Below are 18,232 nucleotides of genomic sequence, written 5' to 3'. Positions count from 1 at the left end.
TGAATCGTTTAAGCCTTCCATCACGGGATTACTTCAACACATACAAGCGCGCATAGGCGCCTCCCGCCCGGGTCTCGTTGATACGTTGCCACCCCGCGGGCAAGGAGGCGAACTCGTCCGGCCCGTCGATGGTACCGACCAGCCACACGCGACCAGTGTCTTTGGCCAAGCCGCCGAGGCTATCCAGGTAGATGTCATTGCTTACCAGCGTGCCGAAACCGTAAGCGTTCGGCCTGCTCGACCTGCCATCGGCCAAGGGCGGTGTGTACAGCAACGGTTTGGCGTCTGTCCGGTTGTAATAGACATAACTGAGGTACCAGAGCATGTCGCTGGTGACGATTCGGTCGCCGGGGGTGAAGTGCTGGTTCACGTAGTTGACCATGACGCTGATCTGATCGTTGGTATCCACCGTGGCATTGTTCTTCAGACCCACCAGCTCAACGCCGACAAACAGCAGCAGCACGGCCAGCGCCAATACCTTGAAGTCTGCGTATAAGCGATCGACGGCCAGCGCGACAAACATCGGCAGGCCCAAGGCATAAGCGGTCAGGTAACGCTCGATGAACACCGGCGAGATGAACGACGCCGAAAACACCAGCAACAACGGGACAACGGAGTAGATCACCGCCAGCGCACTGCCACGGAACACACTGCGGTCCCGGGCCAGCGCCACACCCGCCAGGGCCGCCAGCGCCAGTGGCAGCGCGATAAAAATCAGCGTGGGCAGGTTCTCGCCATCGTCCTGGATCAGGAGCGACCAGATCATCGACGGCAATGAGCCGAGCGTGACGGGGTTCTCCCAGCCCACATCGCCATTGGCCTTGAGCTGATCCATGTGCTGGATCAGATCGATCAGGCTGGGCACCCACGGCAGGTACAACAGCACAATGGCCACATTGGCCAGCCACCAGCCGGAGCGCTGAATGTGCCGCAATCGATACCCTGGCTGCACGCGGATCAGGCCCAGATACAGCCAATGACACAGCACGCACAGCGCGGTGAAGTAATGGGTGTAGAACGCCGCACTCATCAGCAAGGTGTAAATCACCAGATAGCGCGTGCGTTGCGGCTGTCTTATCCAGCACATCAGGGCAATCGTGGCACCGATCAGCCACAGCCCCAGCAGCGAATACATCCGCACTTCCTGGCTGTAACGCACCGCCGTGGGCAGCAGCGCCAGCAGAACCCCGGCCAGCAACGCGGCGCGGCGAGTCGCGAGCAGGTCCACCAGCCAGACGCCGAGCCCCACGGTGGCAATCCCCGGCAGCGCACTCAGGCTGCGAATCGAAAAAATGCCGTCGCCGAACAACTCGATCCAGCCGTGCAGGAGCATGAAATACAACGGCGGATGCACATCATGGGCCGCGTGCTCCCAGATTCCGGCCAGCGAATACTGGCTCAGCAACAGGCTGGAACCTTCGTCGCCCCAGATCGCCGCCGCTGTCAGGTCGTATAAACGCACCAGCGTGGCCAATACCAGGATCGGCAGCAACCAGTGCTCCCGCGCCCATCGAAGCAAGCGGCGGGCAACCGCCCATGACCCCGGCGTCGCGTGCGGGTCCTGAGTGTCGCCCAGCGGTGTTTCTCTGCGTGCCTCCATTGCCTCCCCTTCTTGCGACCTGGTGAGCTACAACCCAATGAATACCGAAGTGTCCCGAGCACTGTAGGACAGGCGCGGGGCCGTCGTCGATGCTGGCCTTGCGACGGACGACGTCCGGCAATCATTCCAATCAGCGTCTACGCTTTGGCGTGGCGTGACCCAGCCACGGAGATGAATGGAGTCGGCTGATCACTGCGATCTACCCGGATAACCGGGCCTGCAACGTGACGCTTCAGACACTAACCTGAGGGATGAGGAACCATGGAAGTATTCATCGGCACTATCCAGTCTTTCGCCTTTAACTTCGCGCCCAACGGCTGGGCCCTATGCAACGGCCAGACGCTGAGCATCTCGCAATACAACACGGTTTTCGCACTACTGGGAACCTACTATGGAGGCAATGGCACCACCAATTTCATGTTGCCCAATCTGCAGGGCCGTCTGCCGATGGCCCAGGGCAACGGCCTGGGCCTGACCCCGCGTGTCATCGGCGAATTCTCCGGCACCGAGAACGTCACCGCGACCATCAACAACCTGCCCAACCACACCCACGCCTTGTCCGGGCTCACGGCCACCACCACCCTGCAACTGGCCAGCCCGGCGAGCAACCCGGTCACCAACCCGACCGCGACCAACTCCTACATCGGCGCTTCGGGTGGTGGGCCCGGCTCGGCGAGTATTTACTCCGATCAACAAGGTGCCGCAGCCGTGCCGCTCAAGGGCGTAACCAGCACGGTGACGGGGGAAATCTCGTCCGCCGGCAACGGTTTGCCCATGGAGGTGATGAACCCGTTCCTGGTGCTCAACTTCAGCATCGCCCTGAACGGCTTGTTCCCTTCGCGTAACTGAGGGGCTGGCCGGGGGATGCAAATCCCCCGGCCACTTTTGCTTGATGGAGTGATGCCATGCTGCAACAGGTTCAAAGCCAACACTTTCAGGCTCTGCTGGGCAAGACGGGGACGCTGCGGTTGCCCGATGGCAGTGAACTGCCGATCCATATCGACGCCCTGAAAGAAACGCCCCACTCACAGATGCCCAAAAGCGAGCGCATGCCGTTCAGTGTCGAGCTCAACAGCCTGCAACCCACTGACTTTGTCGATGGCTTGTGTGCGCTGGAGTTGCCGGAGCTGGGTCAGGTAGAAGATATTTTTGTTTCGCGAGTACCGGCGATGGGGCGTGATCCGCAACTGGGGTACTTCTACATCGCGTTCAACTGAACATGGATCTCAATGTGGGAGCGAGCCTGCTCGCGATAGCGGTGGGTCATTCAATAATGATTTTGAAAGTGATGGTCCTTTCGCGAGCAGGCTCGCTCCCACAAGGGGCGGTATGTATTCAACCCTTCGGATACCACACCAGCCGCTCCGCCGCCGGGTTGCGCTCTTCAACCTGAAACCCCAGGGCCAGGTAATGCTGGCGCGCATGGGGGTTGTTGGCCCAGACCACCGTTGCCACCGGGCAGCGGATTTGTTGCGCGGCTTTTTGCACGCCTTGCAGCACCGTCCGACCGTAACCCCGGCCTCGGGCCTGGGGGATGAACGCCAGGTACAGCACGCGAATTTCATTGGGGCCGAAATCCGTGGTCAGCGCGCCGATGGCCGTGTCGAGCTTCTCGATCACGTAATGCATGGCGTTGGGGAAATTCTCCCCCAGCCCTTGTTCCTGCACGTTGAATTGCTGGGCAACCACCTGTTCAACCACCTCCTGCTCACCGTCGATCCACTGCAGATCCGGGCGCGCCGCCTGGTAAAGGCTGTGCAAAAAAGGTCCATCGCTGGCCCGCGAAGGCCTGACCACCAAACCGTCCGGTGCCACTGAAGCGCTGTTCGCCATCGCTGTTCTCCCTTAGAAACCGCTTTCCCTGACCCCCAGAGCCGCCATGCGCCGCCAGGCAACGCCCAGCACCGACTCGCCGCGGCCCTGCAACACCACTAGGCCGCGCAAGGGTTGCACCGGTGTCGGGGTGTTTTCGAGGATGCTCAACCGCGCGCCGTACTGCGCCTGTACCGGCTCGGCGCGCTGATGCTGATCCCGGCGTACGGCAATCGGCCCATGGTGATCGGAAGTCAGTGCTTCCTGATCGACGTAAGCCACGCCGTTGGTATCGATTTCGGTCAATTGCACGGCGATCGCAGGGTGCATCGGGTCATCGGCGATGAACCGCCCACTGGCACCCGGAGCAACACGCCAGAGTTCGGCTTCGGCCAGATAACCGCGCAACCGCGCGCCGTCTTCGACCACCCGCGCCAAAGGATCTTTGGTCGAAAGCCAGCGACCGGCCACCAACTGCGGCAGCAGATCGCGCACTTTGCCGGCGTGGGGTGCGCGCAACAGCAGTCGCTCGCGCTGGGCGGCCAGGCCTCGGTATTCGGCCACGGCTTCAGCCAAGCGCTGTTCGACGATTCCAGCATCGGCCGCGGTTTCGCTACGACCGGCCTGACGACGCATCTGTAACTGCTGAATCTGGATCTCGCGACGGACGATGGCCTGGCGTGAGTCCAGGTCCGGCGACTCCAGTTCGATCAACACCTCACCCTGAGCGACGACCTGGCCGTCGTGCACACTCACTGTTTTGACCCGCGCCGCCACCGGCGCGTGCAGGGCACTGGCGCGTCCAGCCTCCAGCATCGTCGGCAACTCCACCGCGCTGCGCCACGGCAACGCCAGCAGCAACAACAACCCGAGCAACGTCAAACCGCTGAGCAGCACTCGAGGCGCATGCGCCTGTTCGCGACGGCTCCACCATTGCCGCCACTCGTTCAGGATCGGCAAGAAGATGAACCAGACCAGTTCCACCAGCATCAGGAAGATCCCCAATACCTTGAAGAACAGGTGATAGACCGCCAGCGCAATCCCGAAAAACAGCGCCGCGCGCCACAGCCACGCGCCATACCCCCAGATCAGCAGACGCCGCTGCATCTTCGGCGACCACGGCTCCGGCGCCGGGGCAGCGTAACCAAACAAAAACTCGCGCAGCCGCCAGCGGCACAAGGCAAAGGCGCGCCCTTGAAGGTTGTCCACTTCCCAGAAATCGCTGAGCAAGAAGTAGCCGTCGAAACGCATGAACGGGTTGAGGTTGATCACCAGTGTGGTGATCCAGGTCGCACTGGCGAGCATGAACGCCGCCGTACGTCCGGGGCCGTCAGGCAGCAGTGACCAGGCAAGCAGCGCAATACACGCCAGCACCAGTTCCGCCAGCACCCCACCGGCACCGATCAGCAACCGTGCACGTCGATCATTGACGCGCCAGGCGTCGCTGACGTCCGTGTAAAACATCGGCAGCAGCACCATGAACGCCACGCCCATGCTCTGCACCCGACAACCGGCGCGCTTGGCCATGAAGGCGTGGCCGAACTCGTGGCACAGCTTGGCGAAAAACAGCGCCACTGCGAACGCCAGCGCACCGCCGAGGCTGAACAGGTGCGGAAACGTGGCGATGAATCGCTGCCAGTCCCGCGACACCAGAAACACCCCAAGCCCCAGCGTCGCGGGCAATCCGTAGCGCAATGCGCGTGGGCCGAAACGCTCCAGCCACGGCCAGACGCGATTGAGAAAAGCGTCCGGGCGCCACAGCGGAATCCGGAAAAACAGGTATTGATGCAACAGGATTTGCCACAGGCTCTGGCGCTGAGCCGCGGCCTTCAAGCTGTAACTGGCGCGCTGCGGCGCATCGAGGGCGCTGATCAGGTCGTGGCCACGCAAAAATTCCAGCAATTGCTCAAGCGCCGCGCCATCCAGCGCCAGCCCCGGCTCGCGGTTGGCCGCACGCAGCACTTGCTCGGGATCGCCCAGAGACCAATGGCGCAACAGACGCATCGCCGCCGCACCAAGTTTGAAATAACGCCCTCGCACCGGGTCGGCCAGGGTCCAGCACGGTGAACCGTCGAGGGCCGGAGCCGCCGTCGACAATTGCAGGTCTGCCCGCAGGCTCGGCAGGCTCATCTAAAGACCCACGCTCTGACGTAACCCGGCCAGCGGTCGACGCAACAGGTACAACGCCAGCGGCGCTCGGTCGCCGAAGACTTTCGCGGTGCCACGCAAGCCGATGCGTGGCGGTGCGGCGTCGAACGTCGCATCCAGTCGATAAGCCAGTTGCCCGGCAGCGGTGGGCTGCGCTTCGTAGGCCGAACGTTCGAGTTTGGCCAGATGCCGCTGCAACGGATCGCTGTCAAGAAACAGCGCGACTTGCGCTCCCGGCGCCAGGGAAATCGCATCGCCCACGGCCAATTCGATGCGCAACTCGGCCTGGTTCGGGTCGGCGATTTCCATCAGCCGCTCGCCGGTTTGCACCGGTTTGCCGGTCCAACGCTCAGCGTCGGCGAACACCGCGATGCCGTCCCGTTCGGCGCGTACCTCGCTGCGTTTGAGCAGTTCACGGGCGTAATCCCGCTCGGCGCGCTTTTGCTCGACGCGGGCCGCCAGCAGATCGATTTTCGAACTGGATTCGGCATCGGCGAAGGAGCGTTGGGAATTGGCCTTGAGTTCCGCTTCGGCAACGCCCAGGGCGCGCTCGGCCACATCGGCCTGAGCCTTGAGCGTGGTGCTTTCGAAGCGCAGCAGCAGGTCGCCGGTTTTCACCGTCTGGTTGGGTTTGACCAGGAACTCGGCGATCACCCCGTCCAGCGGCGCCGCCACCACCCGACCGCCCAGCGGGACGACTTCGGCCGGTGCCAGCACCGATTGGCGCACCGGAATCAGCAACCCGAGCAACAACACAGCGACCAGCGCCACCTGACGCTTGCGCGTCCAGCGTAGCCGCCAGGGTTTGCGCGGTTGGAGCGCCAGCCAGGCGTGGCTGTAGGTGTCGCCCAGTTGCGACAGCAGCACTTGCTCGGAAGGATTCCACGGCACATCCCGCGCCAGCCACAGACCACCGAACACCTCGCCCCGATGATCGATCAGCGGCAACCAGAACACCTGAGCGGCTGACAGACTTTGCCAGTCGGCCTGAATGGATTGGCCAAGGAGATCGGGTGTGATCACCCGAGCCTGTTTCAGCACGCCAAGCTTGAACAACTGCGCGACCGCTTGCTCGACAAACGCCACGAACGGCGCATTCGGTTCCACGGCGCTGACACCGGTCACCGCCTGCACCTTGCCGGCGATCAACAGCGCGGCATGGCGGAAACCGAACAGCGCCTGGCCGTCATTGACCAGACTGTAAGCCAGTTGCGAAGGATTGCGAGCGGCGCGGGTCTGGCGTTCGAGGTCAAGAAACCTTGCGAACACCTGCTCGGCGCCGCCCGTTACCGGGGCGTTCACTTGAGCTCCGCGAAACGCGCCGTTCCGCTCATGCCGGCCAACAGACCGCTGGCGTTGGGCAGTGTCGCCACCAGCAGCAAGGTCTGGCTGCCTTCATCGATCCGCGCACCGAGGCGCTTGACCGTGGCATCCAGAGGCCGACCGGTTTCATCGGGGACAAAACTGAACGTCTGGCCGGGCTTGAGTTTGCCCATCCAGCGCGACGGCACCAACAGATGAATTTCCAGAGTGCGGTTATCGACTACGTCCAGCAGCGGCGTGCCAGCAGCGACGCTTTCGTAGCGCTTGACCTTGCGTTCGACGACCTGACCATCGAACGGCGCGACCACGCTGCAACGCTTGACCTGAACCTGATAAACCTGAGATTGCGCCTGGGTTTCGCTGACCTTGGCCTCGGCCCGCGCCACTTCAAAGCGCCCGACCGAATTCAACGCCGCCAGTTGCCGGTTATGGGCCAGCTCCTCACCGGCGCCACGGTTGGCGGCCTGGGCCGCGTTGAGCTGAGCCTGATAGGCCGAACAGTCAAACCGCGCCAGGATATCGCCCTTCTTGAACGACTCGCCCTCACTGAACGGCAACTCGACAATCCGCCCCGACAACTCACTGGCGAGCACTGCCTGATCCCGGGCTCGCAGCACACCACGGGCTTCACTGCTGGCCGACGCATCACCGCCGACCGCGCTGCTTTCCAGCAACGGATCGTCTGGCGCAGGCGTTTGCGCCTGTACTACGCACGTTACAAAGGTCAATCCCATAACCAAAATACGAAAACGCCGCATAACCGTAACTCCCTGACGGATGAGCGGAGTCTACGACAGCGGGGGTGCGCGTCAAGCGGATGGCCATCATTGGTTGAAAGAGTGTGCTCGCCGATCAGAGCTGCGCCGTCTCCGCCACCGGATACACCGACTCCCATCCCCCACCCAGCGCCTTATACAAGCCAACCATCGCCAACGACACCCCGGTCGAGCTCTCGACCCACTGCTGCTGGGTCGCCAGCAATTCGCCTTGCACGGTGAGGACATTGACGAAATCCACCACCCCTTCGACGTATTGCTGTTGCGCGGTGCGCAGGGCGATCTGGTTCTGACGCACGGCTTCGGCGAGGCTGTCGCGACGCAACTGACTGGCGTTGTAGGCGGTGAGTTGATCGTCGATTTCATGCCAGGCCCGCAGCACGGTTTGCTGGTAGGCCAGGGCCGCTTCCTGTTGCTGTGCTTCGCGCAGGTGCAACATGCCGCGCAGGCGGCCGCCATCGAACAGCGGCAGGCTCAATTGCGGGCCGATGCCGAACGAACGTGAGCCCCAGGAGCCGAAATCGCTCAGTTGCAGGGCTTGTGAACCGATGTTGCCCGACAGGGTGATCCGCGGATAGAAGTCACCCTTGGCCACGCCGATGCTGGCGGTAGCGGCATGCAAACGGGCTTCGGCCTGACGGATGTCCGGGCGGCGCTCGGCCAATTGCGACGGCAAGCCGATGGCGACCTGACGCGGGGTTTGCGGCACGGGAGCGTCTGTGGATAACTCGGCGGACAGCGCTTGCGGCGGTTCGCCCATCAACAGGCTCAGGGCGTTGATCAGTTGCGACTGACGCTGCTCCAGCGCCGGCAAACGTGATTCGATGGCCGCGACTTGCGCAGCGGCTTCGGCAACGTCCAGGTCCGTCGCCACCCCGTCCGCCAGGCGCAGTTGCGAGAGTTTCAAACTGTGCCGGGCGACGTCGAGGTTCTGCTCGGTGACGGCCCGGGTGCTTTGCACACCGCGCAGTTGAATGTAGTCCTGAGCGGTTTCGGCGAGCACCGACAGCAGCACGCCACGACGATCGTTTTCCGCCACTTCCAGGGTGGCATCGGCGGCTTCGGTTTCGCGGCGCACCCGGCCCCAGAAATCCAGTTCCCAGGAGGCGGAAAAGCCTGCATCCCACAGGTTGTACGCCGAGTCGCCGTTGTTGCCCGACGGATCGTTCAGGCCTTCACCGCTGTTGCGTTTGCGCCCGTAGCTGCCGGTGGCGGCGGTGTTGGGATAGCGGTTGGCGGTGACCACCTGACGCGCGGCGCGGCTTTGCTGCAAGCGGCTGCTGGCGAGTTTCAGGTCGAGGTTATCGGTCAGGGCGCGTTGGGTCAGGGCCGAGAGTTTTGGGTCGTTGAATACCTCCCACCAGCGTTCGTCCATTTCGCTGGAAGCGATCTGACTGGCGGCGGCGTTGCCCGGTTTTGACCATTCGGCCACTTGCTGCGGCAGCGGTTTCTGGAAGTCCGGGCCGACGGTGCAGGCGCTCAATGAAAACAGGCTCAGCACAAAAACCACTGAATGAATGCTGACTCTGTGGCGAGGGAGCTTGCTCCCGTTCGAGTGCGCAGCACTCGCAATTTTTGGGGCCGCTTCGCAGCCCAGCGGGAGCAAGCTCCCTCGCCACAGGGGTGTGCGATTAACAAAGTTCATCGTTGCGCGACCTCACGTTCGCCGCTGCTGGCAGTATCAATCCTCGCCTCCACCGACATCCCCACCCGCAACCGCTCGGCCAACGCCTGACCCGGCTCCAGAACGATTTTCACCGCAATCCGTTGCACAACCTTGGTGAAGTTGCCGGTGGCGTTGTCCGGTTTGACCGAGGCGAAGGTCACGCCAGTGGCCGGTGCGATGCTCTCGACGCGACCGCGCAGGGCTTCGCCGCCGAGGCTGTCGACGTGCACTTGCACGCTCTGCCCCGGCTGTACATCAGTCAGTTGGGTTTCCTGAAAATTGGCGACCACATAGGCCCGCTCCAACGGCACCACGGCCAGAATCTTGCTGCCCGGTGTGACATAAGCGCCGACCCGCACCGCGCGCTCGCCGACCATGCCGTCCTGGGGCGCGACGATGCGCGTATAGGACAACTCATAGCTGGCCATTTCCAGCGCCGCTTGCGCTCGTTTCAGCCCACCTTCGGCCGCGTCACGCTGGGCGGTCAGGATCTCTACCTGCTTGCGTTCCGCCGCGAGCACTGCCGTGGCATTGGCCAAGCGAGCGGAGGCCTGGTCGATGCGCGTGCGCGCTTGCTGAGCATTCTGCACCGTGCCAGCGCCTACCCCGGCGAGGTGGTTGTAGCGGTTAAGTTCATGCTCGGCGAAGGCCATTTCCGCTTTCGCCGAAACCACCGTGGCCTGGGCCTGAGCGATCACCGATGTCTGGCGCTCAAGGGTTGAACGAGCGTTCTGAAGTTGCGCCCTGGCCACCAGGGTTTCAGCGTCGGCAGCCTCTGCGGCAGCACGCAGATCGCGATCGTCGATCAAGGCCAGTAGCTGTCCTGCCTTGACCTGCTGATTGTCTTCCACCAGCACTTCCTTGATGAACCCCGCCACGCGCGGTGCCACCAGGGTGAAGTCCGCCGAGACGAAAGCATCGTTGGTGTTCTGCTGGGTGCGCTTGCCGAACAAGCCCGGCGCCAGCAGGTAAATCAACACGCCGACCGCCATCACCGCGGCAACGCCGACAGCGATTTTTTGCTTTGATTGAGTTGTCATAAAAACCTTCTGTTTCAGTGAAGCGTTCAAGTCGGCGCGCGCGGTGGATAGATCCGCGTCGGCAGCCAGAAAATCATCAGGATCAGCATCACGGCGATACCGGCCATGCACAGATAAAGATCGGAGGACGTCAGCACCACGGCCTGTTGATGCAGTCGGTGAGCGAGACCAGCGCTAGCACCGTCAACCAGAGGCGAATTACCCAGGTTGTCCACCAGCATGGTCGAGTGGAAATGCAGCCTTGCAGTGGTCAGCGCTTCGATCACACCGGTGGCGATCACCGCCGCCAGGCCTTTCACGGTATTGAACCAGGCCGAAGCGAACGGCCCTTCCATCGGGCTGATGCTGCCGGTGGAGAGCATCAACAGCGGCAGCACGGCCATGGGCTGACCGAAGATTTGCAGCAGTTGTAGCGCGTAGAAGTCATCGCGAATCCACGCCGACGTCAGCTGCGAACCGCCGATGCAAGACAGCGCCAACATGCCCAGGCCGATCCCCAGCACCCAGCGGCAATCGACCCAGCGCAGATTGCACAGCGCCGCCACCAACGGCAGTGCGATCAACTGTGGCAGCGCCGCCAGCAGCATGATCGGCGCGGTCTGCAGCGGGCGATAACCCTGGACCTGAGCCAGGTAACTGGAAGGAATGATGATCACCGCGAGCAACACCACCAGCACGCCGGCCAGGGTCAACAGCGCGAACGACAGGTTGCGGATACCGAGCATCTGCAACTTGAAGAATGGAATCGGTTGCGACCACTCGTTGATCAGGAACAGCACCAGCAACAGCATCCCGCCGCCGAGCAGCGCGCAGATCAGGCTCGACTCGAACCAGTCCAGCCGATTACCTTGCAGGATGCCGATCACCAGCATGCAGATCGCCGCAAGCCCCAGCAGCAAACCGCGCCAGTTGAACTGTTTGAAGCGTTCCAGCCGTAGCGGATCCTGGGGCAAACCGTAAGCCACTGCCGCCATCGCTGCCAGGCACGGCACGATGATTTGCCAGAAGGTCCATTGCCAACCGACGTACTCGGTCCACAACCCGGCCAATGGCGTGCCGAGACCGGGGCCGAAGGTCGCCGTCAGGGCATAACCGGCCAGGCCGTAGAGTTTCACGTTGGCCGGCAGGAATCGCAGGGCTACGGTCATCAGCATCGGCGGCAACGCGCCGCCGGCCAGACCTTGCAAGGTGCGCAAGACCAGCAGGCTTTCGTAATTCGGGGCAAACGGGCACAGCACGCCCAACAGCGTGAACGCACTGATGGCGCACAGAGTGAAGCGCCGCAACGAGAACGTCACCGAACACCAAGGGGCAAACGCCATGGCGGCCACCGAGGTCGCGGTGTAACTGGCGACCAGCCAGGTGCCTTCGTCATAACCGATGGCCAACGCACCGCGAATGTCGGCCAGGGCGACCTTGGTCACCATCTCGTTCAGACCTGACACCAGCACCGCCAGCAACACGCCCACCAGGCCGATGATGATTCTCGGGCCGAAGACCGGTGGCGTGACGACGGCCGCTGGTTTGGCCGCTGCGAGAGGCGCCGTGACCGTGAGGGAAGTCATGTACTGCAAGCTCCGGGAGGGGAATACCGAAGCATTTTAGGGAGCGTGGAAACTTACGAAAATTGACTTATTGACAGCTTATAAGTGTGTTTCATGCAGCAATTAACTCCGGAAAACAACACAGATCCCTGTGGGAGCGAGCCTGCTCGCGATAGGGCCACCACATTCAACATCGATGTTGACTGATCCACTGCTATCGCGAGCAGGCTCGCTCCCACAGGGATTTGGGGATCAACTTTAGGTTGGCTGTGCGGCCAACCAGGTCTCGTCGCAACAGGTCTTGAGCGTTTCACGCATCCAACGGTGCGCCGGATCCTTGTCGAAACGCGGATGCCAGGCCTGGGTCAACATCAGGGTCGGTAATGGGATCGGCAGGGTAAACGAGCGCAGTTTCAAACCCAGGCGCCGCACACTCAGCAAGGCTTCCTCGGGTACCGGCAGAATCAGATCGGAATCCGGCAAGGCGAACATCGCCGCATGGAAACTCGGCGCAATCACCGCCACCCGTCGCTCCAGCCCCAAGGCGTTGAGCGCTGTATCGATGGGTCCGCGGGCGATCCCCCGGCGCGACATGCTGATATGGGAAAAACCGGCGTAACGCTCGGCGGTGATCTCTGCATCGAACAGTGGATGATCCTCGCGCACCAGCCCGACAAAGTGAGTGGAAAACAGGTTCTGCACTTTCACTTCCGGCATCAGCGGCCGATTGTTGCTGACGCTCAAATCGATGCGTCCTTCGCGCAAGGCTTCGTCGTCGCCATCACCTACAGGGACGAAGCGCAGTTCACAATGCGGGGCCTGGCGCTCCATCGTGTCGAACAGCTTGCCGCCGTAGACGCCAACAAAGAAATCATTGGCGCGAATGCTGAACCGCCGGCGCAAACTGCCCAAGTCCACGTCGGCGGCGGAGCGGAACAGCAATGCGGCCTGTTCCACCAGATCCCGCACCTGCTCGCGCAACTCCAGCGCCTTGGGCGTCGGCACCAGCCCACGGCCGGCGCGCACCAGAATCGGGTCGCCGATGGCCTCTCGAATCCGCGTCAGCGTCCGGCTCATGGCCGCCGGGCTGAGGTTCATCCGCCGCGCAGCGCCCACCACGCTGCCTTCATCGAGCAAAGCGTCGAGGGCGACCAACAGGTTCATGTCCGGGAGTTGCATGCTGAGCACTCGTGTCTGATCTGAGTTGATTCAGACGCAATGCTAGCAAACATCCCTGGATGAGGTGGCGACAGGACTGGCCTCTTCGCGAGCAAGCCCGCTCCCACATGGGTTCTTTGTCGTACACAAAACCCGCGACCACTGAAGATCAATTGTGGGAGCGGGCTTGCTCGCGAAGAGGCCATCAGCAGCACCGAAAAACTACCGCTCGTGCAACGCCTCGGCCCGAGCCCGAATAATCGGCTTGAGCAAGTAACTGAGCACAGTCTTCTTGCCGGTAATGATATCCACCGACGCCACCATCCCCGGAATGATCAGCAACGGCTTTTCATCCGTCCCGAGGTGGCTGCGTTCGGTACGCAATTTGATGATGTAGTAAGTGGTCTTCTTGTCTTCGTCGGTGATGGTGTCGGCACCGATCTGCTCCAGCTTGGCTTTGAGCCCACCATAAATGGTGTAGTCGTAAGCCGTGAACTTCACCGTGGCGTCCTGGCCCGGATGCAGGAACGCGATGTCTTGCGGGCGAATTTTGGCTTCCACCAACAGGGTGTCATCCAGTGGCACGATCTCCACCAGGTCGCTGCCCGGCTGGATCACGCCGCCGATGGTGTTCACCAGCAACTTGTTGACGATACCGCGCACCGGCGATGTCACCAGCGTCCGGCTGACCCGGTCTTCCAGCGCCTTGCCAGTGGCCTGGGCCTTGTTCAGATCGGTGCGCGCTTCGTTGAGTTGGGTCAGGGCTTCGCTGCGGAATTTGCCGCGAGTCTCGTCGATCTTGCGCTGCACTTCCTTGATCGCCGATTCGGCGCGAGGGATCGCCAGGGTGGTGGCGTCCAGTTGGCCGCGGGTTTCGACCTCGGCACGCTTGAGTCGCAAAACCTCAACCGGGGACACCGCGCCCTGAGCCACCAACGGCTCGGACATGGCGATTTCCTGACGCTGCAAGGACAGACCGCTGCGGTACTGGGCCTGTTTGGAGGTGAACTCGCGCAGCTCTTGCTGCTTCTGGATCAACTGCTCCTGCAAGCCACCGATCTCATCGTGCAGTTGCTGACGACGACTGATGTACAACGACTGTTCGCTGGCGGCCTGGCCGGGTACGGCTTTGAGCACATCGGCGGGAAAATTCAACGGGCGATCATCGACCTCGGCACTCAAGCGCTCCACACGCAACAGCATCGACAGCCGATCGGCCTCGGTCTCACCAACGTTGGAGGCGAACCGTGTGTCGTCCAGACGAATCAGCGGCGCGCCAGCCTCGACGATTTGTCCTTCGGTGACGAACAGCTCGGAAACGATGCCGCCCTCAAGGTTCTGGATTTTCTGGATCTTCGACGACGGAATCGCCTTGCCGTCGCCCTTGGTGACTTCGTCGATCACCGCAAAATTGGCCCAAAGCATCAGGAACACGAAGAAGCCGATGATCGCCCAGATCGTCAACCGCACCACGCGCGGGGCGTCTTCGATCAGCGCTTTGTTGACCTCGGGAAGGGGCTGGCCTTGCAACGACGCGGAGCCTTTGAAGTAGCGGCGAATGGAATCTTTGATCCCGGACTTAAGCAACACTGATCTGCCCCTTCTTCAACGCTTCCATCACGACGGCTTTCGGACCATCGGCGAGAATCTGCCCACGGTCGATCACCAACAGGCGATCCACCAGCGATAACAACGAGGCCCGGTGTGTCACCAGCACCACGGTCTTGTTTTCAACCACGGCCATGAGGCGTTGCTTGAGGCGTTCTTCGCCGGTGTTGTCCATGGCGCTGGTGGGTTCATCCAGCAGCAAAATCGGCGGGTTGAGCAGCAGTGCTCGAGCCAGGGCCACATTCTGGCGCTGACCACCGGACAGGTTCTGCCCACGCTCACCGACTTGCAGCTCATAGCCTTGCGGATGCAGACGGGCGAACTCGTGGACGCCAGCCAGTTCCGCGGCTTGTAGCACCAGTTCGTCTTCGACGTAGCGCGCGCCCGACACCAGGTTGTCGCGTAACGTACCAGCGAGCAACTGGATGTCCTGAGCCACGTAGCCAATGTTGTGGCGCAGTTCGCTGACGTCGATCTGACGGATATCCACACCATCCACCAGCAACGCGCCGTCGTCCGGCTGATAGAGGCCCACCAGCAGTTTGGCCAGGGAGCTTTTGCCCGAGCCGCTGCGGCCGATAATGCCGATCTTCTCGCCGGGCTTGATGATCAGGTTGATGTTCTTCAGCGCGGGGTTCTGCTGATTCGGATAGGTGAAGCTCAGCTGACGGCATTCAATGGCGCCTTGCAGCACCTTGCGGCTCAGCGGGCGCTCGTCGAAATTGCGCTCCTGAGGCAGCTCCATCATCTGATCGACCGAGGTCATGGTCACACGAGCCTGCTGGTAGCGGGTCAGCAGGCCAGACAACGAGGCCAATGGGCTGAGGGCGCGACCGCTGAGCATGTAGCACGCGATCAAACCGCCCATGCTCAGGTGGCCGTCGATGATCTGGTACACGCCGAAGACAATCATGATCACCCCGGCCAGTTGCTGAATCAGCAAGGTGATGTTCATCGCCAGACCGGACAGCATTTTCACCCGCAGCTCGAGGCGGCTGAGGGTGCCGATCGTTTGCTCCCACTGATACTGGCGTTCGCTTTCGGCGTTGTTGACCTTCACCGCATCAAGGCCGGCGAGGGTTTCGATCAGGCTCGACTGGCGCTCGGCGCCCAGGGCCATGGTTCGCTCCATGGTCGCCACCAGCGGCTTCTGCAAGGCATAACCAATCAGCAAGGCAATCGGGAACGCCAGCACCGGAATCCACACCAGATGCCCACCCAGGATCGCAATGACCAGGAAGATCAGCAGCGTAAACGGCAGGTCGATCAGGCTGGTGAGGGTCAGCGACGCGAGAAAGTCCCGCAGGCTCTGAAACTCATGAATATTCTGGGCGAAGCTACCGACCCGCGCCGGGCGGAACTTCATGGCCATGCCGACGATGCGCTCGAACAGCGTCGCGGAGATGATCAGGTCGGTTTTCTTGCCGGCCAGGTCCAGACACAGGCTGCGCAGGCTCTTGAGGATCAGGTCGAATATATAAGCGCCGGTGATGCCGATGGCCAGGACCCAAAGGGTCGACTCGGCCTGGTTCGGCACCACGCGGTCGTAGACATTCATCACGAACAGCGGCGCGGCCATGGCAATGATGTTGATCAGTAAACTGGCGGCGATGGCGTCGGCGTACAGCCAGCGCGAACGCTTGAGGGTGTCGCGAAACCACGAACGCGCGCGCGGGATCAGCGTGCCATGGTTAACGTCGAATTTGTGCTGGGGTTGGGCGAAGAAGACTTTGCCACTGTAGTCGTCGGCCAACAGCTCACGATTGACACAGACTTCGCCGCCATCGCTTTCGCTGAGCAGCAAGCGGGCCTGATCTTCACCGTGCCAGCCGAGCAGCACCGCACTGCGCCCCTCCTTGAGCAGCAACAGCGCCGGCATGGCAATCGCCGGAATCTGCTCCAGTTTGCGTTGCAACACCCGCCCTTGCAGCCCGGCGCGAGCGGCCGCGCGGGGCAGCAGTTCGACGCTCAGGCGTTGTTTGGGTAACGGCAGGCCAGTGGTCAGCATCGCCGCGCTGGCCGGCTTCTGGTGCAAGGTGCAAAGGGCTAGCAGGCCGTCCAGTAACGGATCGTCGTGCAGCGCGCGTGGATCATGAATGAGTTGAACTCGACTGACTTCTGATTCCACGCTCGACACTCTTGGCTAACGATTGAAATGGGGCAGGACTCAATTCATCCCAGGCAGCTGGACCTTGGGCTTCACGTCGTCTTGCACGACGGAAGCCAACGGTGCGACCACGCCCTGGCTTTTGAGCAATTCGCCCATGGTCGCCTTGATTCGGTATTGAGTAAATAACTGAATGTTTTTGATCTCGACCAGCCGACGGGAAGCGCTGAATAGCTCGTTTTCACTGTCGAGCAAGTCGAGCAACGTCCGCTCGCCGAGGCCGAACTGCTTCTGATACGCGCCGCGCACACTGGTGCTGTGATCGACATATTGCTGGGCGATCGGCACTTGGGCGTTGGCGTTGTTCAGGGCGTTCCAGGCCAGGCCCAGCTCTTCGTTCAACACACGCAGGGCATTGTTGCGAATATCCAGCGCCTGGTTCGATAGATAAGACTTGGATTCCAGATCAGCCTTGTTGCTGCCACCGGCAAACAAATTGAAGCGCATGCGCAGCATGGCCTGCCATTCGTTGCTGTGACCGTTCTGACCGTCGAGATCGTTGTCGGCGGTGCGCCCCAGTTCGGCATCGAAGCGTGGGTAGAAGCTCGACTTGGCGGCTTCGTACTGTTTCTCGGCGGCAGCGATATCGGATTCGGCGGAACGCAGGATCGGGCTGTTTTCCAGCATCTGCGCCCGGGCTTCATTCAGGTTGGCCGGCAACAGCGCCATAAAATCGGCAGGCCGCTCCAGTTGATCGGGCATCTGGCCGACGGCGCTGAGGAAGTTGGTCTCGGCATCAGCCAGGTTGGTCTGCTCAGTGATCAGGTTGTTGCGGGCCTGAGCCATACGCGCTTCAGCCTGATCTAGGTCGGCGCCGCTGCCCACGCCACGCTGGGTGCGCAATTTGATCTGGTCAAAAATCCGTTCGTGGTTCTTCAGGTTGTCTTCGGCCAGACGCACGAATTCGCGGCGGGTCAGCACATCGAGATAGACCTGAGCGACGGTCAGCGCAGTGCGTTCCGACGTGCCCAGCAAGGAATAAGCGCGGGAATTAACGGTGGCTTGTTGACGCCCCACTTCGCTGGACGTCGCAAAACCATCAAAAACCATCTGCGACAGACGTAAACTTGACTCACTCCGGTTCAGCGTTTCCCAGTGATTGCTGTTGCCAGCGGCACGGGTGCTGACGCTATCGGTGCCTTCGCGACCATAACCGCCCAGCAGATCAACCTTTGGCAAGTATCCACCTTTTGCCGCCTTTAACTGATAATCCGCGGCCAGCCGACTGTTAACCCCGGCCTGGATTTCCGGATGGACGTCCAGTGCCTGCTGCATCGCCTGCGGAAGGGTCTGCGCCTGAACAAAGCTGGCGGCTAGGGCGAAGGGTAGAACCTTGAACAGGTGCAAACGCATAGTTGGAATTTCCCGGGACTTCTTGTCTTGAATCACT

The 18,232-nt window shown here is 61.7% G+C and carries 14 protein-coding genes; 2 read left to right on the top strand and 12 right to left on the bottom strand.

Annotation, left to right across the window (positions count from 1 at the left end; all coding sequences use genetic code 11):
* Positions 1–28: 28 nt before the first annotated feature.
* Complete coding sequence (locus LOY38_RS00805; RefSeq protein ID WP_258698453.1) at positions 29–1,600, bottom strand: glycosyltransferase family 39 protein; 1,572 nt, start codon at positions 1,598–1,600, stop codon at positions 29–31.
* Between the two features lie 261 nt (positions 1,601–1,861).
* Here LOY38_RS00805 and LOY38_RS00800 point away from each other — a divergent pair, with 261 nt between their 5' ends.
* Positions 1,862–2,449: a phage tail protein gene (locus LOY38_RS00800; protein WP_258698452.1), complete on the top strand. Its 588-nt coding sequence runs from the start codon at positions 1,862–1,864 to the stop codon at positions 2,447–2,449.
* Between the two features lie 56 nt (positions 2,450–2,505).
* Complete coding sequence (locus LOY38_RS00795; RefSeq protein WP_258698451.1) at positions 2,506–2,817, top strand: DUF6916 family protein; 312 nt, start codon at positions 2,506–2,508, stop codon at positions 2,815–2,817.
* Positions 2,818–2,935: 118 nt separating this feature from the next.
* Here the strand turns inward: LOY38_RS00795 and LOY38_RS00790 are convergent, their stop codons facing one another.
* From LOY38_RS00790 to LOY38_RS00740, 11 genes are all read right to left on the bottom strand, one after another.
* Positions 2,936–3,433: a GNAT family N-acetyltransferase gene (locus LOY38_RS00790; protein ID WP_258698450.1), complete on the bottom strand. Its 498-nt coding sequence runs from the start codon at positions 3,431–3,433 to the stop codon at positions 2,936–2,938.
* 12 nt (positions 3,434–3,445) lie between these two features.
* The gene (locus LOY38_RS00785; protein ID WP_258698449.1) at positions 3,446–5,542 is read right to left on the bottom strand and encodes an HlyD family efflux transporter periplasmic adaptor subunit; all 2,097 of its coding nucleotides are present in this window, start codon (positions 5,540–5,542) and stop codon (positions 3,446–3,448) included.
* On the bottom strand, positions 5,543–6,862 hold the full coding sequence (locus LOY38_RS00780) for an efflux RND transporter periplasmic adaptor subunit (protein WP_258698448.1): 1,320 nt from the start codon (positions 6,860–6,862) through the stop codon (positions 5,543–5,545).
* Complete coding sequence (locus tag LOY38_RS00775) at positions 6,859–7,641, bottom strand: efflux RND transporter periplasmic adaptor subunit (protein ID WP_258698447.1); 783 nt, start codon at positions 7,639–7,641, stop codon at positions 6,859–6,861. Before LOY38_RS00775 ends, LOY38_RS00780 begins: the two co-directional genes overlap by 4 nt.
* 94 nt (positions 7,642–7,735) lie before the next feature.
* Positions 7,736–9,304 (bottom strand): efflux transporter outer membrane subunit, encoded by a 1,569-nt coding sequence (locus tag LOY38_RS00770; RefSeq protein WP_258698446.1) that lies wholly within the window; start codon positions 9,302–9,304, stop codon positions 7,736–7,738.
* The gene (locus LOY38_RS00765) at positions 9,301–10,365 is read right to left on the bottom strand and encodes an HlyD family secretion protein (protein ID WP_258698445.1); all 1,065 of its coding nucleotides are present in this window, start codon (positions 10,363–10,365) and stop codon (positions 9,301–9,303) included. Before LOY38_RS00765 ends, LOY38_RS00770 begins: the two co-directional genes overlap by 4 nt.
* Positions 10,366–10,391: 26 nt before the next feature.
* A complete protein-coding gene (locus tag LOY38_RS00760; protein ID WP_258698444.1) occupies positions 10,392–11,930 on the bottom strand; it encodes an MFS transporter in 1,539 nt (512 codons plus the stop codon).
* 237 nt (positions 11,931–12,167) lie between these two features.
* On the bottom strand, positions 12,168–13,088 hold the full coding sequence (locus LOY38_RS00755) for a LysR family transcriptional regulator (RefSeq protein WP_258698443.1): 921 nt from the start codon (positions 13,086–13,088) through the stop codon (positions 12,168–12,170).
* 201 nt (positions 13,089–13,289) lie between these two features.
* Entirely contained in the window at positions 13,290–14,657 is a 1,368-nt protein-coding gene (locus LOY38_RS00750; protein WP_258698442.1) for an HlyD family type I secretion periplasmic adaptor subunit, read from the bottom strand.
* Positions 14,647–16,803: a type I secretion system permease/ATPase gene (locus tag LOY38_RS00745; RefSeq protein WP_258698441.1), complete on the bottom strand. Its 2,157-nt coding sequence runs from the start codon at positions 16,801–16,803 to the stop codon at positions 14,647–14,649. Before LOY38_RS00745 ends, LOY38_RS00750 begins: the two co-directional genes overlap by 11 nt.
* Positions 16,804–16,842: 39 nt before the next feature.
* Positions 16,843–18,195 carry a TolC family outer membrane protein gene (locus tag LOY38_RS00740; RefSeq protein WP_258698440.1) on the bottom strand — a complete coding sequence of 451 codons (1,353 nt, stop codon included), beginning with the start codon at positions 18,193–18,195 and terminating at the stop codon, positions 16,843–16,845.
* Between the last annotated feature and the right edge of the window lie 37 nt (positions 18,196–18,232).

This window comes from Pseudomonas sp. B21-015 (assembly GCF_024749285.1).
Classification (GTDB): domain Bacteria; phylum Pseudomonadota; class Gammaproteobacteria; order Pseudomonadales; family Pseudomonadaceae; genus Aquipseudomonas.
Note: the sequence above shows the minus strand (reverse complement) of the source record. Positions and strands in the feature narration are given on the sequence as shown.